The organism is Streptomyces sp. NPDC042336, from assembly GCF_055581985.1.
The window spans coordinates 245,538-270,420 of the sequence record NZ_JBVJEA010000007.1; the positions used below are offsets into that span (position 1 = coordinate 245,538).

At 72.3% G+C, this 24,883-nt stretch carries 26 protein-coding genes; 12 read left to right on the top strand and 14 right to left on the bottom strand.

Annotated features, from left to right (window positions below):
• Positions 1–32: 32 nt before the first annotated feature.
• The 6 genes from ACZ6IM_RS17975 to ACZ6IM_RS18000 all read right to left on the bottom strand — a co-directional run bounded on the left by ACZ6IM_RS17975 (position 33) and on the right by ACZ6IM_RS18000 (position 5,275).
• Positions 33–1,160 carry a tryptophan dimethylallyltransferase family protein gene (locus tag ACZ6IM_RS17975; protein WP_052840318.1) on the bottom strand — a complete coding sequence of 376 codons (1,128 nt, stop codon included), beginning with the start codon at positions 1,158–1,160 and terminating at the stop codon, positions 33–35.
• A gap of 207 nt (positions 1,161–1,367) precedes the next feature.
• Complete coding sequence (locus tag ACZ6IM_RS17980; protein ID WP_052840319.1) at positions 1,368–2,726, bottom strand: cytochrome P450; 1,359 nt, start codon at positions 2,724–2,726, stop codon at positions 1,368–1,370.
• A 15-nt stretch (positions 2,727–2,741) separates the two neighbouring features.
• Positions 2,742–3,335, bottom strand: a complete 594-nt coding sequence (locus tag ACZ6IM_RS17985; protein ID WP_052840320.1) for a GTP-binding protein — start codon at positions 3,333–3,335, stop codon at positions 2,742–2,744.
• Positions 3,310–3,687 carry a DUF742 domain-containing protein gene (locus ACZ6IM_RS17990; protein WP_052840321.1) on the bottom strand — a complete coding sequence of 126 codons (378 nt, stop codon included), beginning with the start codon at positions 3,685–3,687 and terminating at the stop codon, positions 3,310–3,312. Before ACZ6IM_RS17990 ends, ACZ6IM_RS17985 begins: the two co-directional genes overlap by 26 nt.
• Complete coding sequence (locus ACZ6IM_RS17995; protein WP_052840322.1) at positions 3,684–4,085, bottom strand: roadblock/LC7 domain-containing protein; 402 nt, start codon at positions 4,083–4,085, stop codon at positions 3,684–3,686. The genes ACZ6IM_RS17990 and ACZ6IM_RS17995 overlap by 4 nt, the downstream gene beginning before the upstream one ends.
• Positions 4,082–5,275: a sensor histidine kinase gene (locus tag ACZ6IM_RS18000; protein WP_052840323.1), complete on the bottom strand. Its 1,194-nt coding sequence runs from the start codon at positions 5,273–5,275 to the stop codon at positions 4,082–4,084. Before ACZ6IM_RS18000 ends, ACZ6IM_RS17995 begins: the two co-directional genes overlap by 4 nt.
• Before the next feature lie 332 nt (positions 5,276–5,607).
• Here ACZ6IM_RS18000 and ACZ6IM_RS18005 point away from each other — a divergent pair, with 332 nt between their 5' ends.
• The 8 genes from ACZ6IM_RS18005 to ACZ6IM_RS18040 all read left to right on the top strand — a co-directional run bounded on the left by ACZ6IM_RS18005 (position 5,608) and on the right by ACZ6IM_RS18040 (position 12,526).
• The gene (locus ACZ6IM_RS18005; protein ID WP_469557478.1) at positions 5,608–6,360 is read left to right on the top strand and encodes a sulfite exporter TauE/SafE family protein; all 753 of its coding nucleotides are present in this window, start codon (positions 5,608–5,610) and stop codon (positions 6,358–6,360) included.
• Between the two features lie 172 nt (positions 6,361–6,532).
• Entirely contained in the window at positions 6,533–7,261 is a 729-nt protein-coding gene (locus ACZ6IM_RS18010; RefSeq protein ID WP_469557480.1) for a S1 family peptidase, read from the top strand.
• Positions 7,262–7,474: 213 nt separating this feature from the next.
• On the top strand, positions 7,475–8,314 hold the full coding sequence (locus ACZ6IM_RS18015) for an ABC transporter ATP-binding protein (protein WP_052840326.1): 840 nt from the start codon (positions 7,475–7,477) through the stop codon (positions 8,312–8,314).
• Between the two features lie 86 nt (positions 8,315–8,400).
• Positions 8,401–8,475 carry a putative leader peptide gene (locus ACZ6IM_RS18020; protein WP_352146619.1) on the top strand — a complete coding sequence of 25 codons (75 nt, stop codon included), beginning with the start codon at positions 8,401–8,403 and terminating at the stop codon, positions 8,473–8,475.
• Between the two features lie 49 nt (positions 8,476–8,524).
• Positions 8,525–9,601, top strand: a complete 1,077-nt coding sequence (locus ACZ6IM_RS18025; protein ID WP_469557482.1) for an ABC transporter substrate-binding protein — start codon at positions 8,525–8,527, stop codon at positions 9,599–9,601.
• Entirely contained in the window at positions 9,598–10,455 is an 858-nt protein-coding gene (locus ACZ6IM_RS18030) for an ABC transporter permease (RefSeq protein WP_469557484.1), read from the top strand. The genes ACZ6IM_RS18025 and ACZ6IM_RS18030 overlap by 4 nt, the downstream gene beginning before the upstream one ends.
• On the top strand, positions 10,431–11,207 hold the full coding sequence (locus ACZ6IM_RS18035) for an ABC transporter ATP-binding protein (protein WP_469557486.1): 777 nt from the start codon (positions 10,431–10,433) through the stop codon (positions 11,205–11,207). The genes ACZ6IM_RS18030 and ACZ6IM_RS18035 overlap by 25 nt, the downstream gene beginning before the upstream one ends.
• Positions 11,204–12,526: an LLM class flavin-dependent oxidoreductase gene (locus ACZ6IM_RS18040; RefSeq protein ID WP_469557488.1), complete on the top strand. Its 1,323-nt coding sequence runs from the start codon at positions 11,204–11,206 to the stop codon at positions 12,524–12,526. Before ACZ6IM_RS18035 ends, ACZ6IM_RS18040 begins: the two co-directional genes overlap by 4 nt.
• Before the next feature lie 66 nt (positions 12,527–12,592).
• Here ACZ6IM_RS18040 and rpfE read toward each other — a convergent pair whose 3' ends face one another.
• The 3 genes from rpfE to ACZ6IM_RS18055 all read right to left on the bottom strand — a co-directional run bounded on the left by rpfE (position 12,593) and on the right by ACZ6IM_RS18055 (position 15,543).
• A complete protein-coding gene (gene rpfE, locus ACZ6IM_RS18045; protein ID WP_052840331.1) occupies positions 12,593–12,958 on the bottom strand; it encodes a resuscitation-promoting factor protein RpfE in 366 nt (121 codons plus the stop codon).
• 95 nt (positions 12,959–13,053) lie between these two features.
• Positions 13,054–14,526 (bottom strand): sialate:H+ symport family MFS transporter, encoded by a 1,473-nt coding sequence (locus ACZ6IM_RS18050; RefSeq protein ID WP_052840332.1) that lies wholly within the window; start codon positions 14,524–14,526, stop codon positions 13,054–13,056.
• Between the two features lie 87 nt (positions 14,527–14,613).
• Complete coding sequence (locus ACZ6IM_RS18055) at positions 14,614–15,543, bottom strand: dihydrodipicolinate synthase family protein (RefSeq protein ID WP_052840442.1); 930 nt, start codon at positions 15,541–15,543, stop codon at positions 14,614–14,616.
• A 152-nt stretch (positions 15,544–15,695) separates the two neighbouring features.
• Between ACZ6IM_RS18055 and ACZ6IM_RS18060 the strand changes: the two genes are divergently transcribed.
• Both ACZ6IM_RS18060 and ACZ6IM_RS18065 read left to right on the top strand, forming a co-directional pair.
• Entirely contained in the window at positions 15,696–16,385 is a 690-nt protein-coding gene (locus tag ACZ6IM_RS18060) for a FadR/GntR family transcriptional regulator (protein WP_052840333.1), read from the top strand.
• Positions 16,386–16,488: 103 nt separating this feature from the next.
• A complete protein-coding gene (locus ACZ6IM_RS18065) occupies positions 16,489–16,980 on the top strand; it encodes a DUF5949 family protein (protein ID WP_052840334.1) in 492 nt (163 codons plus the stop codon).
• Between the two features lie 42 nt (positions 16,981–17,022).
• Here the strand turns inward: ACZ6IM_RS18065 and ACZ6IM_RS18070 are convergent, their stop codons facing one another.
• Positions 17,023–17,559, bottom strand: coding sequence for a cysteine hydrolase family protein (locus ACZ6IM_RS18070; RefSeq protein ID WP_052840335.1), 537 nt, complete (start codon positions 17,557–17,559; stop codon positions 17,023–17,025).
• 105 nt (positions 17,560–17,664) lie between these two features.
• Here ACZ6IM_RS18070 and ACZ6IM_RS18075 point away from each other — a divergent pair, with 105 nt between their 5' ends.
• Both ACZ6IM_RS18075 and ACZ6IM_RS18080 read left to right on the top strand, forming a co-directional pair.
• On the top strand, positions 17,665–18,735 hold the full coding sequence (locus tag ACZ6IM_RS18075) for a right-handed parallel beta-helix repeat-containing protein (RefSeq protein ID WP_052840336.1): 1,071 nt from the start codon (positions 17,665–17,667) through the stop codon (positions 18,733–18,735).
• Between the two features lie 64 nt (positions 18,736–18,799).
• Entirely contained in the window at positions 18,800–19,828 is a 1,029-nt protein-coding gene (locus ACZ6IM_RS18080; RefSeq protein ID WP_052840337.1) for a methyltransferase, read from the top strand.
• Positions 19,829–19,904: 76 nt separating this feature from the next.
• Here the strand turns inward: ACZ6IM_RS18080 and ACZ6IM_RS18085 are convergent, their stop codons facing one another.
• The 4 genes from ACZ6IM_RS18085 to ACZ6IM_RS18100 all read right to left on the bottom strand — a co-directional run bounded on the left by ACZ6IM_RS18085 (position 19,905) and on the right by ACZ6IM_RS18100 (position 24,790).
• Positions 19,905–21,056 (bottom strand): SchA/CurD-like domain-containing protein, encoded by a 1,152-nt coding sequence (locus tag ACZ6IM_RS18085; protein WP_052840338.1) that lies wholly within the window; start codon positions 21,054–21,056, stop codon positions 19,905–19,907.
• A 151-nt stretch (positions 21,057–21,207) separates the two neighbouring features.
• On the bottom strand, positions 21,208–21,882 hold the full coding sequence (locus tag ACZ6IM_RS18090) for a class F sortase (protein WP_469557491.1): 675 nt from the start codon (positions 21,880–21,882) through the stop codon (positions 21,208–21,210).
• A gap of 117 nt (positions 21,883–21,999) precedes the next feature.
• A complete protein-coding gene (locus ACZ6IM_RS18095; protein ID WP_469557493.1) occupies positions 22,000–22,596 on the bottom strand; it encodes a hypothetical protein in 597 nt (198 codons plus the stop codon).
• Positions 22,597–22,876: 280 nt separating this feature from the next.
• On the bottom strand, positions 22,877–24,790 hold the full coding sequence (locus ACZ6IM_RS18100; protein ID WP_469557495.1) for a SpoIIE family protein phosphatase: 1,914 nt from the start codon (positions 24,788–24,790) through the stop codon (positions 22,877–22,879).
• Positions 24,791–24,883: the final 93 nt, after the last annotated feature.

Consider the following 24,883-nt stretch of genomic DNA (forward strand, 5'->3'; position numbering starts at 1 on the left):
ACCGGGAGCCCTGCCGCGTGCGGACACTCCGGTCAGGACACCGACACCGGTTGGCGGACGGTCTCCACGAGCGGCGGCCGCACCGCGTACGCCTCCGAGGAGAGGTACGCCGTCACCCGCGGCGCCCGGTCCCGCTGGTGGGCCAGGGCCAGGTAGGCGATCAGGCCCACCCCGTCCTCGGGCCGCCGCTCGGTGAGGGCGGCCAGGGCGCGGTCGAGCACGGAGGCGTCGATGCCGTGGTGTCCCAGCACTCTCGACGCCCGGGTCAGGGCCTCCCCGTCGTGCCGTACGTAGTCCCGCACCGGGATGTGCAGGGTGAACCCGCTCGGCCGTACGGTGCCGGGGTCGGTGAAGGAGTGGCAGGACAGGCCGGGCCGTCCGCGGAGCCCTGCCGTGCCGGGGCCGGGGCCCGCGGCCGTGCGGAAGAAGCCCTCGACCGCCGCGGACCCCGGGCCCGAGTCCATTCGGCACAGGCGCCCGGCCTCACCGGCCGTGAGGTTGTCGTGGCGCACGTAGACCTTCGCCCGGGGTTCCGCCCAGTCCCCGAGGTCCAGGGCGAGGAAGGGATACCCGCTGCCCGGGGGCAGGCTGTCGAAGGCCCGACCGTGCCCGAGCCGGTGCAGGGCCTCGCGCACCGTCGCGGCGGAACGTTCCTCCCCGCCTGCCGCCGGGTTCAGGTAGACCTTGACCCCGGGTACGCCGCCGGGCCTGAGTTCCAGGGCGCACCACAGGGCGAGTGGTCCCTGGGGAGCGGGGGGCAGGAACAGGTCCAGGAGCGCGTCGAGGGCGTCGGTGGCGAAGTGCCAGCGCCGCGCCATCGTCCGGATCGCCTCCAGTCCGGCGCGGCCGTTGTGAACCAGGCTGTCTGCGCCGCAGCCCGGTTCCACGAGGACCCGCATGGCGGGTGCCGCGTCCGGCCGGAAGGAGAGGGAGAACTCGACGGGGGTGTGGTCGTCGGACAGGAACGTGCGGGCGGGCGGCGCCAGGCTCAGTGGCCGCGCGGCCACCGGGCCCAGTACGTCGGTCAGCACGTGGGCGTAGGTCTCGACGTCGGTCGGGGACAGGCCGGCGACCGCACCGAGTCTTCGGAGCTGACCGCCGGTGAAGGAGCCGAGCGTGGGCGTGCCCCGCGGGCCCGGTCCCGTCCGTGCGGGGGTCACCGGCCCGTCCCAGGCCGGGACCGCACAAAGCGATACCCGCCCCGGGGGGCGGGTATCGGTGGGTTCGGCGCCGGGAAAGCGGCGTTCGTGGATATGTGGTCCACGACACCTCCTTTGACTCGTAAGCAACTTGAATACCGCGTTGCTCACTACCCGTGCCGTTCGATCTTCATGCGAAAGGGGCGGATTGGGAGGGTGTTGCGCACATCACCGTGTGAGCCAGTTGAGGAACTGGCTCCACATCCCCTTGTGTTCGGCCGGACGGGCCGGACCGGTCGGCTGCTCCCGCTCGGCGTCCGCGGTGGCCGTGGTGACCGGGCCCGGCTCGCCGCGCCGCACGGCGCGCACCGGGGTGAACCGGGCCGGAAGTGTGGCCAGGGCCCGGTTGAAGGGGCCCGGACGCCACGTCAGGCTGTCCTCGGGGACGGCGAGTTCGACGTCGGGCAGTTCCTTGAGCAGATGCTCGATGGCCGTGACCGTGATGTGCCGGGCCGGTTCCTTGGACGGGCAGGCGTGCGGGCCGGCGCTCCAGGCGAGGTGCGCGCGGTTGCTGCCCGCCTGGCGGGAGGCCTTGAGCGCCGGGCCGGTGTTGGCCGCGGCGAAGCTGACCAGGACCAGGTCGCCCGCCTGCAGGTGCTGTCCGGCGAGTTCCGTGTCGGCGGCCGGGTAGTGCGGGGCGTAGTTGGCCATGGGCGGGTTCTCCCACAGCGTGTCGTCGAGCGCCTCGTCGATCAGTCCGCCCTCGCGGGCGTACCGCTCGTGGGTCAGGAGCCGGTGCAGGGTGTTGCCGAGGAGGTTGCGCAGGGGCTCGGCTCCCGCGCCGAGCAGCAGGGCGAGCTGGTGGACCATCTCCTCGTCGTCCAGCCGGGCCTCGTGCCGCATCAGCCAGGAGGTGACGTCGTCACCGGGCTTGCGCCGCTTGAGCGCGACGAGCTCCCCCACCGCCTGGAAGAGCACCGCGGTGGCCTTCTCGGCGTTGACGCCGTCGAACATGCCGGAGATGCCGAACAGCACCCGGTCGCCGATGTCGGCGGGGCAGCCGAAGAGTTCGTTGAACACGAACAGCGGCAGCTGCTTGGCGTAGTCCCCGAGCAGGTCGGCCGAACCGCGGGCGCCGAACTGGGAGACGAGGTAGCCGGAGATCTGCTCGGTGCTGCGGCTCAGCCGCCGGGTGTCCACCCGCGCCATGCTGTCGGTGACCGCCTGGCGCAGCCTGAGGTGGTCGGCGCCGTCGGCGAACATGCAGTTGGGCCGGTAGGCCAGCAGCGGCGCGACCGGGCTGTCCGGGCTGATCTTGCCCTCGTTGAAGGCCCGCCAGCGGCGCGCGTCCTTGCGGAAGGTGCCGGAGTCATGCAGCAGTTGGAGCGCCGCCGCGTAGTCCGTGACCAGCGTCGCCTCGACGCCCGGGGCCAGTTCGACGGGGGCCGCGGCCCCGTAGTGGCGCAGGTACTCGTAGTACGCCTGCGGGTGGGCGGCGAACTCCGGCCCGTGCAGCGGCACCCGGGCGCCGGAGCCGTGGGCCGGGCAGCCGGGCGGTGGCACCGGGGCGGTGTCGTGGGCGTTCATGTCTGCTCCCAGCTCCTAGCGGGTGCGGTCCAGCAAGTAGCGGACGAGGGTGGTCAGTGCGGCGGCCGAGGACTTCTCGTCGCGGGCGTCGCAGGTGACGACGGGGGTGTCGTCGAGCAGGTCGAGCGCCTCGCGCAGCGCCGGCTCGTCGCGCAGCGGCGTGCCGTCGAAGTGGTTGACGGCGATGGCGTAGTCGAGCCCGTAGTGCTCGATGAGGTCGATCACGGGGAAGGAGTCCGCCAGCCGCTCCGGGTCGACCAGCACCAGGGCGCCGAGCGCGCCGCGGGCCATGTCCTCCCACATCTGCACGAAGCGCTGCTGGCCGGGGGTGCCGAAGAGATACAGCACGACGCGGTCGCTGATGGTCAGGCGCCCGAAGTCCATGGCGACCGTGGTGGTGGTCTTGCCCTGGACCCCCTTGAGGTCGTCGACCGACTCGGCGGCCTGCGTCATCGTCTCCTCGGTGGACAGCGGCTCGATCTCGGAGATGGAGCCGATGAGGGTGGTCTTGCCCACCGCGAAGTGCCCGACGACGAGGATCTTCACCGCCGTCTGGGTCGCTCCCCCGCGTACGTAGTCCCGCTCATCCAAACTTGGCGCGGAGCCCATTGAGCACCTCCTCCAGGATCTCCTTGTCCGCGAGGCGGGCGCGGGCCACCGGCGGGCGGGTCATGAGGTGTCCGCCCTCCATCAGGGAGGCCAGCAGGATGCGCACGACACCGAGCGGGAAATGGGTGTGTCCGGCGATCTCGGCGACCGAGAGGTAGCCGGCGGAGCAGAGGTCGAGCAGGCTCTGCTCCTCGGGGGACAGCCGGGCCGGCCGCTGCGGCTGTCCGGCGGAGGCGGTGACCAGGGTGATGAGGGAGAGGTCGTCCTCGTCGGGCAGGCCGCGCCCCTTGGTGATGACGTACGGCCGTACTAATTCCGGGGCCTCGGGCTGCCAGCCGTCCTGGCCGCTCATGAGCGGGAGCCCAGGTTCTCGCGCGGCGGCGTCGTCAGCCGCTTGCCGAGCTGGGCCACGAGTTGCTGCATCCGGAAGGTGATGTCCGCCATGTCGACCTCCGGGGAGGCGGACACGCCGAGGTAGGCGCCCTCGCCGGCGGAGATCAGGAACACCCAGCCGCCGTCGAACTCGACCAGGGTCTGCCGCCAGGTCTGGCTGGGGTCCTCACAGAAGAAGGCGAGGGTGCGGCTGAGCGACTGCACGCCGCTCATCGCGGCGGCGACCCGGTCGGCGTCGTCCTTGTCGAAGTCCTGCGTCCGGGCCATCAGCAGGCCGTCGGCGGAGATCAGGACCGCGTGCAGGGCCCCGGGAATCTCCAGGGCGCTGTCGAGCATCCATGACAGATCGTCGTTCACGAGACCTCATGTCCTTCGCTGCTTGCACCAGGTGTGTCGCTCGTCCGGCCGGCGGTGTCCGGGCTCGCCGGTCCGGTGCCCCGGCCGGACTGCGTTCCGCGCTGGAAGGCACCCATGACCTGTGCCTGCTCGGAGTCGGAGCGGCCCGCCGCGCGCGGGGCGGACGGGCTGCCGGGCACGATGGCCATCGGCCGCTTGCGGCGGCGCCGGGGCAGACCGTCGCCGCTCTCGGGGGAGGCGAGCGACGCGGCCTCCGGTCCGCCGTCCGGGACCGGCCGGGCCGTGCCGCGGGCGGCCGGGGCGGGAGTGGCGGGCGCCTTCTTCTCCGGCATGGCGGTGAGCAGTTCGTGCGGCAGCAGGACCACCGCCCGCACACCTCCGTAGGGGGAGGAGGAGTCCACCGACACCTCGAAGCCGAATCGTTCGCACAGCAGGCCGATGACGGCGAAGCCGAACTGCGGCGGGTTGCCGAGCCCCGCCACGCCCGAGGCGCGCTCGGTGGCGAGCAGCTTGTCGGCGCGGGCCCGCTCCTCGTCGCTCATGCCGACACCGGCGTCGTCGACCACGACGCAGATGCCCTTGGGGACGGTCCGGATGTTGATCTCGACGACCGTGTCCGGGCTGGAGTAGCTGGTGGCGTTGTCGAGCAGCTCGGCGAGGGCCAGGGCGACCGGTTCGACGGCCCGGCTGGTGATGCCGAAGTCGACCTGGGAGAGGATGTCCACCCGGCGGAAGTGCCGGATGCGCCCCTGGGCGCTGCGCACCACGTCGTAGACGGACGCGGTGTCGCGCCGCCCGCCGAGCCAGCCGTCGCACAGCACGGCGATGGACTGGGCCCGCCGGCCGAACTGCGAGTTGGTGTGGTCGATCTCCAGCAGGTCCTGGAGGAGGGCCGAGTCGCCGTACTTGTTCTGCAGCCGGGAGAGCACCAGTTGCTGTTCGGCGGCGAGGCCCTGAAGGGTCCGCATCGCGGATTTCAGCACCGTCTTGGTCTCGTCCTCGGCGCGCTCCTGGGCGGCCTGCACGGACTTCCCGTAATCGTTCTCCAGCTCGGTGTAGTGATCCCTGAGCCCCTGGACCTGCTGCCGCAACGCCCGTGCCGCCTTGCGCTGGCGGCTGATGAGCACGGCGGCGGCGACGAGGGCGACGAGGGCGACCCAGAGCAATGGGTTCCCTGTGTATTCCGTCATAAGACTCTCTTCAGGCGACTGACAGCCGGCTTGCTGAATTCCCGTCCGTGCGGGCGGCCCGGTGGACTGCCCGCACCGGGGGTAGCTGCCCGGGCTGCCCCTTACGTCGGGGATGCCGTCTTTCACCCATCCGCCCGCTCCGCAAACGCGGTGATCGTATCACCGCATGATCAGCTGAGTTCACGTCAAGAAGTGTCTGCAGGTGACCGGTTGGGACCGGCGAACGGGCCGACCGGAGCGGTGGGTACAGTCGGCCCCGTGAACGATGCACAGGACGCCTTCCGGCCGCGTAGGGGCCTGGCGCGGGGCGGTACGGGGTGACACCCGAGGCCATGGCCGCGGTGTTCGCGGCGGGCGTCGGGGCCGGTGCCATCAACAGCGTCGTGGGCTCCGGCACCCTGATCACCTTTCCGGTACTGCTGGCCACCGGGCTGGCGCCGGTCACCGCCACCGTCTCCAACGCGCTCGGCCTCATCCCCGGCTCCATCAGCGGGGCCATCGGCTATCGCAAGGAGCTGCGCGGGCAGGGGCGGCGCGTGCTGAAACTGGGCTTCGGAGCGCTGCTGGGCGGCCTCGCGGGCGCCACGCTCCTGCTGACGCTGCCCGCCGACGCCTTCGAGACGATCGTGCCGGTCCTGGTGGGCCTCGCCCTGCTGCTGGTGGCGTTCCAGCCGCAGATCGGCAGGCTGGTCCAGCGCCGCCGGGCCCGCAACGGCACCTCACCCCGCCGCGACGGCGGCCCGCTGCTCTTCACCGGCCTGACGCTGGCCAGCGTCTACGGCGGCTACTTCACCGCCGCCCAGGGGATCATCTACCTGTCGCTGATGGGCATGCTCCTGGACGAACCCCTGCAGCGGCTCAACGCGACCAAGAACGTCCTCGCCGCCGTCGTCAACACCGTCGCCGCCCTCTTCTTCCTCTTCGCCGCGGACTTCGAGTGGACCGCCGTCGGGCTGCTCGCGGTCGGCTCGGGCCTCGGCGGCTATGTCGGCGCCAAGGTGGGCCGCCGCTTCTCTCCCGCGGTCCTGCGGGCCCTGGTCGTGACGGTCGGCACGGTCGCCCTGGTGCAACTGCTGCTCCGCTAGGACCTCGCCGGCCGCTCCCGGAAGGCCGGTGCGCCGTCCGGTCCCGTCCCTCCGGCATAACGCCGCGTTATGCGAAGCCGGGATTGTCCGGCCGGTGGCCGGGCCCGGCATGCTGTGGGCGCCCCCACACACCCGCACGCGCCCAGGCGCGTGTCGTCGGAATCGAGAAGCCTTGCGAACAACGAGACCCGTCCCCACCCTGCTGGCCGCGCTCGTGGCCGCGCTGCTGTCCGCCCTCGCCCTCGCGCCGTCCGCCTCGGCGGTGGAGCCCCGGCCCGGTGACGGCGGCCCCCAGCCGATCATCGGCGGCGGCTACGCGCAGAACGCGCCCTGGGCGGCCAGGCTGTTCTCCAACGGCACCCAGACCTGCACCTCGACCATCATCTCCCCCATCTGGATCCTCACCGCCAAGCACTGCGTCAGCGGCGGCAACCTGTCGTTCCGGATCGGCAGCCTCGACCAGGGCTCCGGCGGCACGGTGGCGAACGGCGTCCAGACCGTCACCAGCCCCTCCGCCGACCTCGCCCTGGTCCGGCTCGACCGCTCCGTCTCCGCCTCCTACGCGCGGCTCGGCCAGCCGGGCACGGTGCGGGTCGGCCAGACCGTGCAGGTCTACGGCTGGGGAGCGACCTCCCGGTGCGGCTCGGAGATCAACTGCCAGTCCCAGTACCTCAAGGTCGCCAATGTGAGCGTCACCCAGGGCTGCTACGACGCCTACTACGGTCAGGCGATATGTGCCCGTCCCGTCGACGGCATCACCGCGGGCGGCGACTCCGGCGGTCCGATGACGGCCGGCGGCGTGCAGGTGGGCGTCGCCTCGACCAGCGACCGGCAGAGCACCACGGCCTACACCAATGTGACCGCCTACCGCTCCTGGATCCAGTCGGTGGCGGGCGTCTGACCCCTCCCCGCCCTGCGGCGCCGGTCCCGCGCCCGCCCCGGTCACCACGGAGGCGGGCGCGGGACCGCGCGCTCGTCGCCCCGAGTGCCGTCACCGCCTCCGAGACCGCCGCTCACCGTCCAGAAAGCGGACGGCCCGGCAGCCGTGTGGTGAGTACATCTACTGTTCGCGGTGAACGGCCGAGGGGTGCGGCGCGCGCGAAGGAGTCACGGCATGACCGGTCAGACAGCCAGCTCCCGGATGGACGAGCCCGAGGCGGCCGTGCTCCGGCTCCAGGACGTGAGCGTGCGCCGCTTCACGACCGACCAGCTGATCCTCGACGCCGTCGACTGGACGGTCCGGCCGGGCGAGCACTGGGCGCTGCTGGGCGCCAACGGCGCCGGGAAGACCACCCTGCTGCGGCTGCTGGGCGCGCTCATGCACCCCACCACGGGCACCGTCGAGGTCCTCGGCAGCCTGCTCGGCCGGGTGGACGTCCGTGAGCTGCGGGCACGCATCGGCCACGTCAACTCCGCCCAGCGGGTGCCCCAGGACCTCACCGCCCACGCGGTCGTGCTCACCGGCCACAGCGGCACCGTGCAGCCCCTGTGGCGGACGTACGACGAGGAGGTCCGCCTGCGTGCCCGCGACCTCCTGACCGAGCTGGGCGTCAAGGAGCTGACCGACCGGCCCTACGGCGTCTGCTCGGGCGGCCAGCGCGCGCGGGTCCTGATCGCCAGGGCCCTGATGGCCGACCCCGCCCTGCTGCTCCTGGACGAGCCGTTCAACGCCCTGGACCTGCCCTCTCGCGAGGACCTCGTCGAGGCGATGCACCAACTGGCCGAGGGGAGGCCGCAGCTGGCCACCGTGACGGTCACCCACCATCTGGAGGAGCTGTTCCCCGCCGTCAGCCACGCCCTGCTGCTGCGCGAGGGCCGGATCCTTTCCCGGGGTGCGGTGGACGAGGTCCTGACCGACTCCCTGCTGACCGCCTGCTTCGGCCGGGACATCACGGTGGCCCGGCGCGACGGCCGCTGGTCGGCCTACTCGGGCCGCCGCGTTTCCGGAACATGACACGCCCACGAAGGTGTCGTTGCACTCCCGGCGGAGCCGACCGGTAGGCCTTGACCGGGTTTCACCCCCTGGTTAGCGTCCACGGCATGCGGACATCCCGGCAGTTCACGAAGCGGCGCGCCATCGATCTGATGCGCGTCGCCACCGCGGTGTGTAGCTGAACTTCCACCGCCCGGCTGCCCCTTTCTCCCGTATCCCGTGAAGGCCGTCATGACCTCTCGCACACCCATGCCCGGATTCCGGCGCCTCTCCGTCCTGGCCGTCCTGGCCCTCCCGTTCGCCCTCGCCTCCTGCGTGACCCCGGCCCGGTCCGCGACGGACGGCAGGGACGTCTCGGACGAGCGGATCCCGGCCGCGGTCGCCCGCGACACCACGCTCACGGTCGGGGCGCCCGACCTCAAGGTCGCCCTCGAACTGTCGGGGCAGATCGACCGACTGCCCTTCAAGGTGAAGTGGGCCAACATCAGCGGCGGTCCCCAGTGCTCGGAGGCCTTCCGCGCCGACGCCCTCGACGTCTGCTCGGCCGCGGACATCCCGTCGATCAACGCCCACTGGACGGGCCTCGACACCAAGCTCGTGGCGGTGAAGTTCCGCGCCGATCCGCTCAAGAACCCCATCTACGAACTGGGCACGGCCCCGGGCTCCGGCATCAGGACCCTCGCGGACCTGCGCGGGAAGAAGATCGCCTACAGCCCGGGGCAGGCCCAGGGCGCTCTGGTCCTGCGCATCCTGAAGAAGGCCGGGCTCACCCAGCAGGACGTCGAGCTGGTCGAACTCGCGAGCACCGGTGACGTCTATCCCACCGCGCTGGGGAACCGCCAGGTGGACGCCGCTCCCATCGCGGACGTCAACATCAAGCGCTATCTGGCCAACTACGGCAAGGAGGGTGGCTCGACCATCAAGCACGGGCTCCGGGACGACCCGGCACACCTGTGGGCGCTGACCGATTCCGTCGCCGACGCTCAGAAGTCGGCGGCCGTCCGCGAACTCGTGAAGTTCTGGGCGCGGGCGCAGACATGGATCGACAAGCACCCCGCGGAATGGGTCACGGGCTACTACGTCAAGGACCAGGGCCTGGACCGCGAGGACGGCGAGTACCTCGTGCGGCGAGCCGGCCATCCGGACCTTCCCGCGGACTGGACCGAGGCCATCCACCGGCAGCAGCAGACCATCGACCTGCTGGCCGAGGAACAGGACCGCGAGCCCTTCGACGCGGGTCTGCTCTTCGACCGCCGCTACGAGGCGGTGGCCGCACGGGCCGTCGCCGGTGAAGGGACGTCGTCATGAGCACCACGACCTTCGAGAAGCAGGCGCCACCGGCCCCGCCGCCCGCACCGGCCGCGGTCCGTCCCCACCGCTCCCGCCGCAGGCGCCCGGGCCCCGGCAGGCCCGTCCCGTACGGCTGGGCGATCGGACCGGTGCTGCTGCTCGCCCTGTGGGCGGCGGGCTCGGGGCTCGGCCTGTTCGACGTCCGCAGCCTGCCCGCACCGTGGACCATCGCCGGCACCGCCGGGGACCTCCTGGACAGCGGCAAGCTCCAGTCCCATCTCGGCACCTCGGCCCAACGCGCGCTGCTGGGCCTGCTGTTCGGGGTCGCGGCCGGGCTGGTGCTCGCCCTCGTCTCGGGGCTCAGCCGGGTGGGCGAGGCGGTGATCGACGGCCCGGTGCAGATCAAGCGGTCCATTCCCTCACTCGCCCTGATCCCGCTGCTGATCCTCTGGTTCGGCATCGGCGAGACGATGAAGGTCGTCACGATCGCCCTCGGTGTTCTCGTACCGGTCTACATCCACACGCACAACGGGCTGCGCACCATCGACAGCCGCTACGCGGAACTCGCCGAGACGGTACGCCTGGGCCGGTTCGCCTTCGTCCGGCACGTCGTCCTGCCCGGCGCCCTACCCGGCTTCCTGCTCGGCATGCGTTTCGCGGTGACCTCGGCGTGGCTGGCCCTGGTGGTGGTGGAGCAGGTCAACGCCACCAGCGGCATCGGCTACATGATGGAGTTGGCGCGGACGTACGGGCAGACCGACGTCATCATCGTCGGTCTCGTCGTGTACGGCCTGCTCGGCCTGGTCTCCGACGCACTCGTACGGCTCGTGGAGAGGAGGGCCCTGTCATGGCGGCGCACGCTGGCGGGCTGAACGCGACCGGGGACCGCGCGGCGGTCCGCATCGAGAACCTGGTGCGGTCCTTCGGCGACCGCAGGGTGCTGGACGGGCTCGACCTGTCCATCGCGCCGGGTGAGTTCGTGGCGCTCCTCGGCCGCAGCGGCTCCGGCAAGAGCACGCTGCTGCGCGCCCTGGCCGGGCTCGACCACGAGGTGGCGGGCAGCGGCGACCTGACCGCCCCCGAGCACGTGTCCGTCGTCTTCCAGGACGCACGGCTGCTGCCCTGGAAGCAGCTGCTCGACAACGTCGTGCTGGGCCTGTCCGGTCCCTCGGCCGGGGACCGGGGACGCGACGCGCTCGCCGAGGTCGGGCTCGCCGGGCGCGAACGGGCCTGGCCCGTGGAGCTCTCGGGCGGTGAACAGCAGCGGGTCTCGCTCGCCCGCTCCCTGGTGCGCGAGCCGCAACTGCTGCTCGCCGACGAGCCGTTCGGCGCGCTGGACGCGCTGACCCGCACGCGGATGCACACCCTGCTGCGGCGGCTGTGCGAGCGGCACCGGCCCGCCGTACTGCTCGTCACCCACGACGTCGACGAGGCCATCACGCTCGCGGACCGGGTCGTGGTCCTGGACCGGGGCCGGATCGCGGCCGACCTTCCGGTGGAGCTCCCGGCACCGCGCCACCACGGCGGAACCGCCTACGCGGCCCTGCGCGGCCGGCTGCTCGCCCACCTGGGAGTGGACATCACCGAGAACGCCGACGGCACCGAGGAGGAGAAGGCGGCATGAGCGCCCGGAGCCTGCGTCTGAACCTGTTCGTCTACCCGGGCGGGCACCACGAGGCCGCCTGGCGTTACCACGGCACCGACCCGGAGCGCATCCTGGACATCGGCTTCTACCAGGAACTCGCCCGCCGGGCGGAAGCGGCGGCCTTCGACGCCGTGTTCTTCGCCGACGGCCCGTCCCTGGCGGACAACGTGCGCTACGCCAGCCGCTTCCGGCTCGAACCGTTCACCTGGCTGTCGGCCGTGGCCGCGGCCACCGAACGCATCGGCCTGATCGCCACCGCCTCGACCACGTACACGGAGCCGTACAACCTGGCCCGGCTGTTCTCCTCCCTCGACCACCTCAGCTCGGGCCGGGCGGGCTGGAACATCGTCACCACCGGCGCCCCGCAGGCCGCCGGGAACTTCGGCCTCGAAGAGCACCCGGTGCACGCCGAACGCTACGAGCGCGCACGGGAGTTCGTGGAGGTGGTGACGAAGCTGTGGGACAGCTGGGAGGACGAGGCGCTCGTCGCCGACCAGAAGTCCGGCGTGTTCGCCGACACCGACCGCATCCACGAGATCAACCACACGGGCCGCCGGCTGAGGGTGCGCGGGCCCCTGAACCTCCCCCGCTCCCCGCAGGGCCGCCCGGTGTACGTGCAGGCGGGGTCCTCCGAGGACGGCCGCTCCTTCGCCGCCGCGTACGCCGAGGCCGTGTTCACGGCCCACCAGACGCTCCGCGGCGGCCAGGAGTTCTACGCCGACCTCAAGGCGCGGGCCGCGGCACTGGGCCGTGACCCGGACCGGCTGCTCGTCCTGCCCGGCATCAGCCCCTTCATCGGTTCGACCGAGGCGGAGGCGCGGGCGCTGCACAAGGAGTTCGACGAACTCACCCAGCCCGAGTACTCGCTCCAGCTGCTCCGACGTCTGCTGGGCCTGGAGCTGAGCGCCGCCGAGCTGGACGGTCCCGTGCCCCGGCAGCTCATCGAGACCCGGGGCGAGCGCGGCAACGGCAGCCGCTTCCGGCTGGTCCTGGACATCATCGACCGTGAACAGCCCACCGTGCGCGAGCTGCTGCACCGTCTCGCGGGCGCCCGCGGCCACCGCGTGGTGACCGGGACCCCCGAACAGGTCGCCGACCAGATCCAGGAGTGGTTCGAGCACGGGGCGGCCGACGGCTTCAACGTCATGCCGCCCTGGCTGACCGGGGGCTTCGACCTCTTCGCCGACCAGGTGGTGCCGGTCCTGCGGGAGCGGGGCCTGTTCCGCACCGCCTACGACGGCGCCACGCTGCGCGAGCACTACGGCCTGCCGCGGCCCGCCGCGGAACTCGTCCGCTGAGGGCGGGCGGCGGCCCGGGGCGTCTCGGCGTACGCGACGTCAGGGGGCCGCCGCTCCGCTCCCCCGTCAGGCGCAGCCCCAGGCGGACATCCCCTGCATACGGGCCAGGCGTTCCGCCACGGCGATCTGCTCGGCGCGGCTGGCGAGGTCGGCACGCGGGGCGTACTGGAGGCCGCCGGCCGCGATCCAGCTGGACCGTGCGAACTGGAGCCCGCCGTAGTAGCCGTTGCCGGTGTTCGCCTGCCAGTTGCCGCTGGACTCGCACGCGGCGATGGCGTCCCAGTCGGTACGCAGCGGCACCGACGGCGCGGCCACCGCTTCGCCGGTCGTGCCGAGGGCGGTCGCGGCGACCAGGGTCACCGCGGCGGTGCGGATCCTGCGGCCACGCGAACCGCGCACGTCGCTCTGACGATCATTTCGTCTACAGATCATACGAAGACTGATACATCAGGTGATCGCCCGCCGCCGCACCGGCGGTCGCGTCTTGCGCCAGTCGGAGCACACATGTCCCCCGTTCGTCACCCGTCTCACGGCGCCGACCGTACGCGCTCCGCTCCCTCCGGCACCGCCGCCTGGGCGGCGAGGTAGTCCGGGACCGCCTCCTTGTCGACGAGCCGGTTCAGGCGGCTCGGGACGTCGAAGCCGATCAGCAGGATCACCACCAGGGTCAGCGAGAAGGTGAGTACGGCGAGCGACTGGCCCAGGGACATGGTCGACGCCAGCCTGGCGCCGAGGACCGGGGCGACGGCGCCGCCCAGCGCACCGACGTTGTAGGTGAAGCCCAGGGACGCGGCCCGGGTCTCGGTCGGGAAGTGCCCGGCGATGTACTTGGGCAGCAGCCCGGAGATGCCCTGCATGCACGCGAGCATCAGGAACAGCAGGATGCCCAGCTGGAGTTGGCTGTCCCGGACGGCGAAGACGGGGAAGACGAAGGCGATGCCCACCACCAGGGTGCAGGCGTACGCCCTGCGGGTGCCGAACCGGTCGCCGACGAAGCCGGTGACGACGCAGCCCGCCATCGTGCCGAACCCGGCGTAGTAGAGCGCGTCGCTGACCTGTGCCGGGGTGAAGCCCAGCTCGGTCTTGAGGTAGGTGGGCAGCAGTGCCTGGACCGGCCAGCTGTAGAGGAAGGCGCAGAAGACGGTGACGCAGAGCGCGACGAACAGCACCCATCGCCTGCGGCCGCCCAGTTGCACCGCGAAGGCGAGGAGACAGGCCGTCGCCAGGACCGACAGGACGGGCACGGCGCCCGCGCCGAGCGGAGTGAACACGGCGAAGAGCGAGCCGGTGGCGACGACCGCGAGCACCGTGTTGACCGTCGCCCGGCGGCGGCCCGCGAACAGCGGCCGGAAGGGGTTGGGCCGTTCACCGGTGGCCCCCACCCGCGCCTCCCAGTCGTCGGCCTCGGGCAGCGCCCGGCGTACCCACAGGGCGACCAGGACGGGGAACAGGCCGATGTAGAACAGCCAGCGCCAGCCGTGCCCGGGCACCACGTGCTCGTAGACCTCGGCCGCCAGGACGCCGCCCAGCGAGAAGCCGGAGATGAGGAAGCCGGAGGCACGGTTGCGCAGCCGGGCGGGCCAGCTCTCCAGCACGTAGGTGGCGCTGGCGCTGTACTCGCCGGCCATGCCCATGCCGATCAGCAGACGGGCCGTGAACAGGCTGGTGTAGTCCCAGGCGAAGCCGCAGGCGAAGGTGCCGACCGAGTAGAGCAGGATGCTGGCCACCATCGCGCTCTTGCGACCGAACCGGTCACCGAGCGCGCCCAGCACCGCGCCGCCGAGCCAGCGGGTGATGAAGGCTCCCGAGACGAGGCTGGCGGACTCGACGGCCGACAGTCCGAAGTCGTCGGCGATCTCCGTCAGGACGAGGGTGATGAGGACGAAGTCGAAGCCGTCGAGGAGGTAGCCGATCCAGGCGGCGAAGAAGGACTTCCACTTCTCCCGGGTGATCTCGCGGTACCAGGGCGGGGAGGTCGGGGTGGTGCGCGCAGATGACATGGCGATCCAATGCGGGTGGGAAGACGCGCGTCGGGGACGGGGCTGGGCGGGACCGGGCCGGCGGTCACCCGGCCGGTCCCGAGGGGGTCACAGGAGTCCGGCCTCGGTGAGCCGGTCGCGGACCCGGGCGACGGCGGGCGCGTCGAGCGGTACCTGCGGTGCGGCGGTGGCCGGGCAGTCGATGAGGCCCAGCAGGTGGGCGGCGGCCTTGAAGGCACCGAGCGCGCTGGAGCTGCCGCCCATCAGCGCCGGGTCGCCCGCGTCGGTGAGGGCGAACAGGGCCGCGAGCCGGTCCTGTTCGGCCCTGGCGCCGGCCCAGTCCCCGGCCCGGGCGGCCGCGTAGAGGCGTACGTAGCCATGGGCGTCGACGTTGCCGAGGCCGGGCACGACTCCGTCGGCGCCGGCGAGCAGCGCGCCGTCGACGGTCAGCTCGGAGCCGGTGAGCACGGTGAAGCCGGGGGTGCGGCGGCGCAGTTCGACCAGCAGGCGGCGCAGGGAGCCCTCGTCGCCGCTGGAGTCCTTGAGCCCGGCGAGGGTGCCGTCGCCGGCCAGGTCGAGGACCACGTCGCGGGGCAGCTTGGTGTGCACGGCGGCCGGGATGTCGTAGGCGAACAACGGCAGGCCGGCGCCCTCGCGCACGCGTCGGAAGTGGTCGGCGATCTCCACGGGATGGGTGCGGGTGTAGAAGGGCGCCGTGGCCACGAGCGCGTCGGCGCCCGCCCGGACCGCGTCGGCCGCCCGGTCCAGGACCCGGGCCGTGGTGGTGTCGATGATCCCGGCGAGGACGGGGACGCGGCCCGCGGCGGCGTCCACGGCGCTCTCCAGCGCGGTCAGCCGCTGGGCGTCGGTGAGGTAGGCGGCCTCGCCGCTGGAGCCCAGCAGGAACAGGCCGTGCACACCGGCCGCGATCAGGTGCTCGGTCAGCCGGCGCACGGAGGCGGTGTCCACCTCCCCCTTGGGGGTGAGGGGGGTGATGACCGGGGGGACGACGCCGCTCAGCGGCGTGGGGATGGGCATGCGGTACTCCATGTCGTGCTGCTCTCGTCCCGGGACGGCGGCGGGCAGCAGCGCGCCTAGGCCCTGATGGCGAGGGACGTAGGATGTCCCACGTCCTGTTAGAGTGACACATGGCAGAGCAGGGGATGTCAAGGGTCGAGAGGGGACGCCGGATGCGCTCGGTCGCCGCCGACGCCGAGGAGAAGATCAAGGAGCTGATCGTCGAACAGGGCCTCGGCCCGGGCGACCCGCTGCCCACCGAGACGGAGCTGATGGAGCGCTTCGGCGTCAGCCGCAACTCGCTGCGGGAGGCGCTCAAGTCCCTCCAGGCCATGCACATCGTCGAGATCCGGCGCGGCTTCGGGACCTATGTCGGGACCATGTCGCTGGAGCCGATGACGGAGGCCATGGCCTTCCGCACGGTGGTCGGGCACCGCCGGGGCCGGGGCAGCCTGCTCGAACTGCTGCAACTGCGCGAGGCACTGGAGGCGGGGCTCATGCACCAGCTCGCCGGCCGGCTGCCCGACGAGGACCTGGCCGAGCTGGACGCGCTGGTGGAGACGATGCACAGGGAGGTGCGCGAGGAGGGCGAGATCGCGGCCCGCACCGACCGCGCCTTCCACCGGGTGCTGCACCGCTCGCTGGACAACGACCTGCTCAGCGAGTTGCTCGACGCCTTCTGGAGCGCCTTCCACCGGGTGCGCGCGCAGGCGCGGGGGCTCGGCGCGGCGGCCGACGGCGAGGAACTGGCCCGGATGCACGCCAGGATCGTCGAGGCCGTGCGCTCGGGTGACGCCGAGGCCGCGGAGACGGCCGTGCACCGGCACTTCGACGACATCCGCGGGCGGCTGTCGCGGCACTGACCGCCCGGGGAGCGCCCCTCGTTCGTGTGAAGAAGCGCGACGGTGTCGTCCAGTCGGGTGACGGCCGGGCGGGTGCGTCGCCGCGCGCGCTTACCGTTTCGCGGTGACCTCGATCTCCACTGACCCGCGCCCCCTGCGAACCGCCGACCTCGGCACCCTCGTCATCATGTCCTGGAGCCGTGAGACGCCCGCCGGCGACGTCCCCTTCCTCCTCGCCTGCTCGCTCGGCGACGGGGAGGGCGGCCCGGAGGCGACCCCGGCCGCCGTCGAGGGGCTGCTGAGCCGCTCCGGGGTGGCGGTGGGCGGCGACACCGTCCTGGACGCCACCGTCCTGCCCGGCCTGCCGATCGGCCTGCTCGTCGTACCGGGCGCGGCGGCTCTCACCATGCCGGGGGTCAACGCCCAGTTCGTGCCCACCGGGCAGTGGCGTGCTGCGGTCGACCGGCGTGGGTACGCCTGTCTCATCTTCGCCACCCGCCCCTGGTCCGGGGGCGAGCCCGGCGACGGCGAGGCGGTCGCCGCCTTCGCCAACCACGAGGACACGCTCTCCTCGGCGGCGCAGATCCTGCTGCCCGTACGCAGCCTGCGCGGCTGACGCCGGGCGCGCGGCCCGCCGCCGTCGCGGCGGCGGGCCGGCTCACGTCCACAACTCGCCGCTGTCGCACACCCGGGCGCCCATGTTCCGCTCCATCATGCGCAGCGCCGCGTCCGCCAGGTCGGCGTGGATGTGGGCGACCGCGTCCCGCGGGACGATGACCTGCAGATGGCGGATATGGGCGTCCAGCGCCGAGTAGAGCACGCACTGCTCGGTCACCTGCCCGCACAGCACAAGCCGGTCGATCCCCTGCTGGTGGAGCAGATAGGTCAGCGGCGTCTCGAAGAACACCGAATGGCGTGCCTTGACCACGAAGAGGGAGGACTCGTCGGGCTTCAGCGGCTCGACGAGCCGGGAGTGCGGCCCGGAGAGGGCCTTGTCGAGGATCTCGCCGTGGTGCGAGCGCCACTCCCCGAAGTTGTCGTTGACGTAGATCACGGGGACGCCCTGCCGCCTCGCCCGGTCCAGCAGGCCGGTCACGTTCGGCAGTACGGATTCCACGGCGGGGATCAGGAACTCGGCGTCCTGGTGATCGTAGGTGTTGATCATGTCGATGACGATCAGCGCGGTCTTGCCCATGCCGCCCAGGTTGCCACTGGACGGCGGTTCAACGGTCTTTCGTGACACGCCGTCGGATGGCTTATCCCGCCTCCGGTCGAATAATTCGGGCATAACGTGCGCAATATGAAGAAATGCCATGTCGTGTACCTGGTGTGCACCGCAGCCATGATCGGGACGGGGCTCGGCGCGGCCCCGGCGTCCTCCGTCCCCAGGACCCACCTGGTCCACCCCGGGGAATCGATCCAGAAGGCGGTCGACGCCGCCAAGCCGGGCGACACCGTGCTCGTCACCACCGGCACCTATCGCGAGAGCGTGAAGGTGAGCACCCCCGGTCTCACCCTGCGGGGCATGGGCCGCTCCACGGTCGTCATGCCCAGCACCCAGAAGGCGGCCGACAACACGTGCGCCGAGGGCGGCAACGGCATCTGCGTGATCGGCACGAAGGACAAGAACGTCAAGGGCGTCACCGTCTCCGACCTGACGGTCACCGGGTTCACCCGTACCGGTGTGTTCTCGATGGCCACCGACGGGCTGACGGTCCGGAACGTGAACGCGGTGAAGAACGGCGTCTGGGGCATCGCCCAGGAGCGGTCGGTCCACGGCATCATCCGCGGCAACACCGCCCGCGACAACGGCGACGCGGGTGTCTTCCTCGCCAACAACATCAAGGCCGAGGAAGGCGCCGCCGACACCGAGGGCACCCTCGTCGCGCACAACCGGCTGGAGGGCAACCGGATCGGCGTCACCGTCCGGCGCCTGCGCAACCTCGCCGTCGCGGGCAACGACATCACCGGCAACTGCGCCGGCGTCTTCGTCGTCGGCGACGAGAACGCGCCCAAGGCCGGTGACCTGGTCGTGCGGGACAACCGCGTCGTGCGCAACAACAAGTCGTGTCCGAAGACCGACCGGCTGGAGGCGCTCCAGGGTTCCGGCATCGTCCTGACCGGCGTCGAGAAGGTCCTGGTCGCCGACAACACGGTCGAGGGCAACGCGGGCAAGTCGTCGATGTCGGGCGGCATCGTCCTGGCCGCGAGCATGGTGGGCACCGCCAACTCGAAGAACGAGGTCAACGGCAACCGGCTGCGCGAGAACTCCCCCGCCGACCTGGTCAACGCCGGGACCGGCGACACCGGCAAGAGCAACACCTTCACCGGCAACACCTGCGGCGCCTCCAAGCCCGCGGGCCTGTGCTGAGCCGGCCGTAATCCCCCGTGGACCGCAAAGGGCCCATGGACCGAAGAAGGAAGGAAAGCGGCACATGACGACCGCACAGACTGCCCCACCCCCGCCCATGCGGCTGAGGGAACTCGTGTTCGGGGCGGCATGTGCCGCCGCCCTCCGCGCGGCCGCACGGCTCGGCGTCGCCGACGCGCTCGGCGACACCCCCATGGCCGTGGAGGACCTCGCGGCCGCGGTGAAGACCGAGCCCAAGCCGCTGCGCCGGCTGCTGCGCGCCCTGACCTGCTACGGCGTCTTCACCGAGCACAAGAACGGGACGTTCGCGCACACCGACATGTCCCGCCTGCTGCGCGAGGACGACCCGCACAGCCTGCGCAACATCACCCTGTGGTGCACCGAACCGTGGACCTGGGACGCCTGGCCCCTGCTCGACGAGGCGGTGCGCACCGGCTCCAACGTCGTCGAGGGCCTGTACGGCAAGGAGTTCTTCACCTACCTCAACGAGGACGCGCCCCAGTCGGCCGAGGTCTTCAACCGCGCCATGACGACGTCCAGCCGGCAGTCGGCCCAGGACGTCGCCGCGCTCCTCGACCTGTCGGGGAGCAGCTCGGTCGCCGACATCGGCGGCGGCCAGGGGCACGTGGTGGCGAGCCTCCTGGAGAAGTACCCCGCCATGCAGGGCACCCTGCTCGACCTGCCGCGGGTGGTGGAGAACGCCGACCCCCGGCTGCGCGAGGGCGGTGCGCTCGCGGACCGCGTCCGCATCGTGCCGGGCGACTGCCGCGAGGCCATTGCGGTGCGGGCCGACGTGTACGTCATCAAGAACATCCTGGAGTGGGACGACGACAGCACGGCCCGCGCGCTGCGCAACGTCATGGCGGCCGGCGGCCCGGGCGCCCGGGTCGTCGTCATCGAGAACCTCGTCGACGACACGCCCTCGATGCGGTTCAGCACCGCCATGGACCTGCTGCTGCTCCTCAACGTCGGCGGCGCCAAGCACACCACCGACAGCATGGTCGGGCGGCTGACCGAGGCGGGGCTCGTCATCGACGACATCCGCCCGGTCAACCCGTACCTGCACGCCTTCGACTGCACCGTGCCTGAGTGAGCCGACCCAGGACGCGCACGCGTCGGCCGCCGGACCGCCCTGTGGCGGTGCGGCGGCCGACGCGTGCGCGGGTCTTTCAGGCGTCCGGCGCGCGCCGGTCGGTGACCAGCTCCATCCTGGCGCCCTCCAGCGCGCGGACGAGCCCGCCGCCCGTCGGGGAACCGGCGTCCGTGAAGCCGTCCAGGAGGGTCGTCAGCTCGGACACCGGGCCGGCGTCCGCAAGACCGAGGGCCACCGCCGGATCGCCCTCGTGGAGGTCTCCGCGTACGTCGACCAGCCGCACCACGACGTCGTCGCGCTGGAAGATCGTGCTGCACAGGACGCGGCTGCTCGCGTCTCTGGCCGCCGCCTCGTCGTGCTCGGCGAGCAGCTGGGCCAGCCGCATGCCGCAGCCCGGCCGGGCCGGGTACGACAGCGCGTGCCGCTGCGCCTCGCCCCGCTGCTGACCCGCGGTCACGTGGTGGACGGCGGGCAGCGCCGCCCGCGTGTAGAACACCCGGGCGGACTCCGGGTCGCCGAGGTCCCGGTCCTGTTCCAGGTACGGGTTGATGGCCTCCTCGACGGCCCGCACCTCGGGCTGTTCGGCCACGTGCCGCAGCGCGGCGAGCAGGTCGCCCCGCACCTCGATCGCCCGCACCACCCGGTTGCCGTGCAGGAACAGGGACGTACGGCACAGGCGCGTGGTGTCGTCGACCCGCGGCTCGGGGGAGGCGTAGTCGGCGAGGATCTTGCCGACCGCCTCCTCGCTGCCCGGCTTCACCGTGAAGGTGAGCGCGTGCCGGATGACGCCGTCGCCGACCCGCGGCGCGGCCTGCAGTCCGCCCCGGGCGGCATCGGCGCCGGCCGCCGGACGGCCGGTCTCGCGGACCACGTGGAAGCGGAGCGACCTGGTGTCCCGCACACAGCTGTGCAGCGGCTTGACCATCCGCACGTGCTCCTCGCTGCTCACCCAGTTCAGGAACGGCGGTGCGCTCTCCCACTCGCTGGTGATCAGCCACTGGGAGGGGTTCTCGATGGACTGGCACAGCTGCTCGCCGATGTGTCCGGGGACGGACTCGACGTGGCTGCGCAGGTTCTCGTACGTCTCCAGGAACTGCTGCTGGGCTCCGTCGTAGACCTCCACCAGCAGGATGACCCTCAGGCGGGAGCCGTCGAACACGGACTGGGAGACCTGGTGCGACAGCGATCGCGTCAGCGGTTCGGAAGCGGGGGTGGAGGTGGTGGTCATCCTGCGCACATCTCCTTCGCGGGGGCGGAACTGAACGTCGGCCGCGGTGATGCCACGCCGGCTTGCCTCGATCCTGTGCCCGGCCCCGACGGCGCGCGACCGGTGTGCACTGCGCGGGTGACCGGCACCGCGGACGGCCGGGCGCGCGGCGTCAGGCGAGGTGGGCGAAGACGACCAGGTTGTCCGTGTAGTCCTTGACCTTGTGGTCGTAGTCGCCCGCACAGGTGATGAGCCGTACCTCGGGCCGGTCGGCGTCGCCGTAGACGCGGTCGCTGGGGAACTCGTCCTTGGCGTAGGTCTCCAGGCTGTCGACCACGAAGGTCGCCTCGCGCCCGTCCGCGCGCCGGACCTGGAACTTGTCGCCCTTGTCGAGCTGGTCGAGACGGGCGAAGACGGCGGCCGACGTCTTCGTGTCCACGTGCCCGGCGATGATCGAGGTGCCCTTCTCACCGGGGGAGACGCCCTTGGCGTACCAGCCGACGAGGTTGGTGTCGCCGGCCGGCGGTGGCTGGAGCTGCCCCTTGTCGCCGATGGCGAGGTCGGTGAAGGGGGCGTCGACGGAGATCTCCGGGATCAGCAGGCGCACCGGTTTCGACCGGGGCAGGCCGGATCCCGGCGCACCGGTCGCGGGCGGGGCGGACGAGGCGGTCGTGCCGGGGTGGGCGGGCAGCGGGGGGCGGGCGGAGTCGGTGGACGTGTCGTTGCCGCCGACCAGGCTCACCGCGAGGATCAGCAGGGCCACGGCGCACAGCACCATCAGGCCCGAGCGGGAACCCTGACCGGTCGTCGTCTCGTCGTCGGCGGGGGCGGAAGGGGGGACTGACATCGGGGACGACCTCACTGGGGCACGGCGGCGGGGCGGACACGGTGGGCGAGGGGGAGCGAGCCGGGCCGCCCCGTGATTCCTGGGTGGCGGCCCGGCTGCTATCGCGCCCGGCACGGCTTACGCCACTCCGTGAGCCGACTTCTTGCGTCGGACGGCGTACATGCCGGTCGCGGCGACGGCGAGGACGGCCAGCCCGCCTGCGGTCGTGGTCGGCGTGGACAGGCCGCCACCGCCGGTGTGCATGCCACCGCGCGGCTTCTCGTGCTCGCCACCGCCCCTGGAGCTCTCGCCCTCGTCCTGCTGGTAGGTCTGCGAGCCGCCTTCCTTGGACTCGCGGCCGCCGGAGTCACGGCCGCCGCCGTCCCAGTCGCCCTCGTTCACCGCGGCGAGCGCGCCACCGCCGGTGTGCATTCCACCGCGCGGCTCGTCGTGCTTGCCGCCGTTGTCGTGCTTGCTGCCGTTGTCCTGCTCCTTGCCGCCGGACTCACTGCCGCCGCCGTCCCAGTCGCCCTCGCTCACCGCGGCGAGCGCGCCACCGCCGGTGTGCATTCCACCGCGCGGCTCGTCGTGCTTGCTTCCGTTGTCGTGCTCCTTGCTGTAGGAAGAGTCGTCGTGGTCCCAGTCGCCACCGGCCGCCGCGTAGGCACCGGGAGCGCCGAGGACGAAGACGGCCGAGGCCGCCGCCGTGGTCAGGAGCATGCGAGCAGAACGCATCTGTGGTTCCTTCCGTCACGACCGGGCAGCTGGTGCTTCGTCAGCTGAGGTGACCCGGTCCCGACGTGAATCACCGTCAGCCCGCCGCACGTCTCGCACCACTCAAGGCGCTCAGCCGGGTGAACACCCCGTCCGTCCGGGTACCGGCAACGCCGCGTGGGGGGTCACCAACACGTCTGGGTAGCCGCGGAGTTGGGCCGGTCCGGACGGGGTGTCACCCCGCGACGCCCCGTCACCCCCGTCGGCGGAGTGCCCCGGGCCGCCGCTTCCCCGGGTCCGGCTACTCCCCCGGGTCCGTGTGGGTCGGGTCCTGCACCTCGGCCTCCTGGCGCAGGGAGCCGGGAGCGGCCCGTTCGGGGGCGGCCTCGCTCTGCCCGGACTGGGGCGGCGGGGGCGGCTCGGTGTCGCCGGGGGCGCCCATGCCGGCGGCGGGCAGGCGCAGGGCGAGCAGGGCGACGTCGTCCCCGCGGGGCGCGATGCGCGCGAGCAGTTCGTCGCAGAAGTCGTCGACGCTCCACCTGTCCACCCGTCCGGCCAGTACACCGGCGTGGTGGCGGAGCTGGTCCATGCCCACGTCGATGGGGCGGTCCCGGCTCTCCACCAGACCGTCGGTGTAGAGCAGCAGGATGCTCTCCGGCGGGAGGTCCTCGCGCGTGTCGGGCCAGTCCAGGCCGAGGCGCAGGGTGGCGCTCATGCCGATGAGCGGGCCGTGGCCGCCCTCCAGGAAGCGCGTTGCGCCCTCCCGCGTGATCAGCAGGGGCGGGGGGTGTCCGGCGTTCACCCAGTGCAGCCGCCAGGGGCCGCCCTCGGCGCCTTCGACGCGGGCGAAGACGAGGGTGGCCATGGGCGCGTCGCTGGTGTTGGTCACGGCTTCGTCCAGGCGGCGCATGATCACGCTGGGCGGCTCCTGGTGGTCCCAGGCGAGGGCGCGCAGCATGTTGCGGACCTCGGCCATGTGGGCGGCGGCCTGCAGGTCGTGTCCGACCACGTCCCCGATGACCAGGGCCATCACGCCGTCGCCGAGCAGGAAGGCGTCGTACCAGTCGCCCCCGACCTCCATGGCGCTCTCGGCGGGCCAGTACCGGGCGGCCATGCGGAGGTGGTCGACCTGCGGGAGCGGGGTCAGGAGCTGGCGCTGCATGGTCTCGGCGACGTTCTGCTGCTCGTGGTACAGGCGGGCGTGGTCCAGGACCATGCCGACGCGGCGGCCGATGTCGGCCAGCAGGGCGACCTCGGCCTCGGTGTGGGCGGGGCGCTCCCCCGCGCGGGCCACGGTCAGGATTCCGTAGGACCGCTGCCGGGTACGGAGGGGGACGACCACGGCCGCGTGGCCGCCGAGGCGTTCGAACAGCACCCGGTGGGTGGCGGCGAGGGGGTGCTCGGGGTCGTGGAACAGCTGCTCGGCGCTGAGCGGGACGGGCCGGTCGCCCTTGATGAGCAGGGTCAGCGCGGCGCGGGCCTGGTCCGGCAGCGAGGTCATGGGCCCGCGCAGTGGTCTGGCCCGGTCCGGCTGGTCGCTGCTGCGGACGGCCACCCGTTCCAGTACGCCCGACTGGCCCGGCCAGACGTCGACGGCCGCCCACTGGCCCAGTTCCGGCACGAGCAGCCGCACGAGGCGGCGCAGGGTGGTGGAGGTGCGCTCGGTGGGGACCAGCACGGTGGAGATCTCGGCGACCAGGTGCAGCTGGGCGGTGAGGTTCTCCAGCGCGGTGGTCCGCGCCTCGGTCTCCTCGGCGGCGCTGCGGTGCAGGCTGAAGTCGTGGAAGACGAGCACCAGGCCTTCCTGCCGTCCGCCGCGGACGAGGGGGGTGGTGGCCCAGATGATGGGGACGGTGGTGCCGTCGGCCCGCTGGAAGTACTCGTCGCTCCCCTCCTCGGCGGGCACTCCGTGCAGGGGTCGGCGCAGCGCGCAGCGCTCGCGAGGCACGGGGGTGCCGTCGGCATGCCGGTGCAGGAGGTCGTGCGCGTCGTGCCCGAGCATCTCCCGCTCCGACCGTCCCAGCAGGTGCTCGGCCCAAGGGTTCACCGAGGTGATCCGGGCGGTGGGGCCGAGGGTGAGGACGCCGGCGCCGAGGGCGCGCAGGACGGCGCGGGAGAAGTCGGGCTCCGCCGGCTCCGGTGCGCCGTCCGCACCGTCCCCCGCGTCGTGCCCTGGTTCCTCGCCGTCCGGGTGGCCCGCCCAGCCTGACGTCACGAGCCTCACAGCCTTCCGATGCCGTCCATCCCGCCAGGTTCCCCCGGCGGGCGGGGATGAACCGCTCAGCGCGGCCGAAGGGGGAGGTCCCGG

What these genes read in the sequence shown, in the direction of transcription:
- ACZ6IM_RS17980 (WP_052840319.1), bottom strand. Translation starts at nt 2,726, where the DNA reads ATGAACGCCCACGACACCGCCCCGGTGCCACCGCCCGGCTGCCCGGCC.
- ACZ6IM_RS17985 (WP_052840320.1), bottom strand. Translation starts at nt 3,335, where the DNA reads ATGGGCTCCGCGCCAAGTTTGGATGAGCGGGACTACGTACGCGGGGGA.
- ACZ6IM_RS17990 (WP_052840321.1), bottom strand. Translation starts at nt 3,687, where the DNA reads ATGAGCGGCCAGGACGGCTGGCAGCCCGAGGCCCCGGAATTAGTACGG.
- ACZ6IM_RS18000 (WP_052840323.1), bottom strand. Translation starts at nt 5,275, where the DNA reads ATGACGGAATACACAGGGAACCCATTGCTCTGGGTCGCCCTCGTCGCC.
- ACZ6IM_RS18005 (WP_469557478.1), top strand. Translation starts at nt 5,608, where the DNA reads ATGGCCGCGGTGTTCGCGGCGGGCGTCGGGGCCGGTGCCATCAACAGC.
- ACZ6IM_RS18015 (WP_052840326.1), top strand. Translation starts at nt 7,475, where the DNA reads ATGACCGGTCAGACAGCCAGCTCCCGGATGGACGAGCCCGAGGCGGCC.
- ACZ6IM_RS18025 (WP_469557482.1), top strand. Translation starts at nt 8,525, where the DNA reads ATGACCTCTCGCACACCCATGCCCGGATTCCGGCGCCTCTCCGTCCTG.
- ACZ6IM_RS18030 (WP_469557484.1), top strand. Translation starts at nt 9,598, where the DNA reads ATGAGCACCACGACCTTCGAGAAGCAGGCGCCACCGGCCCCGCCGCCC.
- ACZ6IM_RS18035 (WP_469557486.1), top strand. Translation starts at nt 10,431, where the DNA reads ATGGCGGCGCACGCTGGCGGGCTGAACGCGACCGGGGACCGCGCGGCG.
- ACZ6IM_RS18040 (WP_469557488.1), top strand. Translation starts at nt 11,204, where the DNA reads ATGAGCGCCCGGAGCCTGCGTCTGAACCTGTTCGTCTACCCGGGCGGG.
- rpfE (WP_052840331.1), bottom strand. Translation starts at nt 12,958, where the DNA reads ATGATCTGTAGACGAAATGATCGTCAGAGCGACGTGCGCGGTTCGCGT.
- ACZ6IM_RS18050 (WP_052840332.1), bottom strand. Translation starts at nt 14,526, where the DNA reads ATGTCATCTGCGCGCACCACCCCGACCTCCCCGCCCTGGTACCGCGAG.
- ACZ6IM_RS18055 (WP_052840442.1), bottom strand. Translation starts at nt 15,543, where the DNA reads ATGCCCATCCCCACGCCGCTGAGCGGCGTCGTCCCCCCGGTCATCACC.
- ACZ6IM_RS18060 (WP_052840333.1), top strand. Translation starts at nt 15,696, where the DNA reads ATGCGCTCGGTCGCCGCCGACGCCGAGGAGAAGATCAAGGAGCTGATC.
- ACZ6IM_RS18070 (WP_052840335.1), bottom strand. Translation starts at nt 17,559, where the DNA reads ATGGGCAAGACCGCGCTGATCGTCATCGACATGATCAACACCTACGAT.
- ACZ6IM_RS18075 (WP_052840336.1), top strand. Translation starts at nt 17,665, where the DNA reads ATGAAGAAATGCCATGTCGTGTACCTGGTGTGCACCGCAGCCATGATC.
- ACZ6IM_RS18080 (WP_052840337.1), top strand. Translation starts at nt 18,800, where the DNA reads ATGACGACCGCACAGACTGCCCCACCCCCGCCCATGCGGCTGAGGGAA.
- ACZ6IM_RS18085 (WP_052840338.1), bottom strand. Translation starts at nt 21,056, where the DNA reads ATGACCACCACCTCCACCCCCGCTTCCGAACCGCTGACGCGATCGCTG.
- ACZ6IM_RS18090 (WP_469557491.1), bottom strand. Translation starts at nt 21,882, where the DNA reads ATGTCAGTCCCCCCTTCCGCCCCCGCCGACGACGAGACGACGACCGGT.
- ACZ6IM_RS18095 (WP_469557493.1), bottom strand. Translation starts at nt 22,596, where the DNA reads ATGCGTTCTGCTCGCATGCTCCTGACCACGGCGGCGGCCTCGGCCGTC.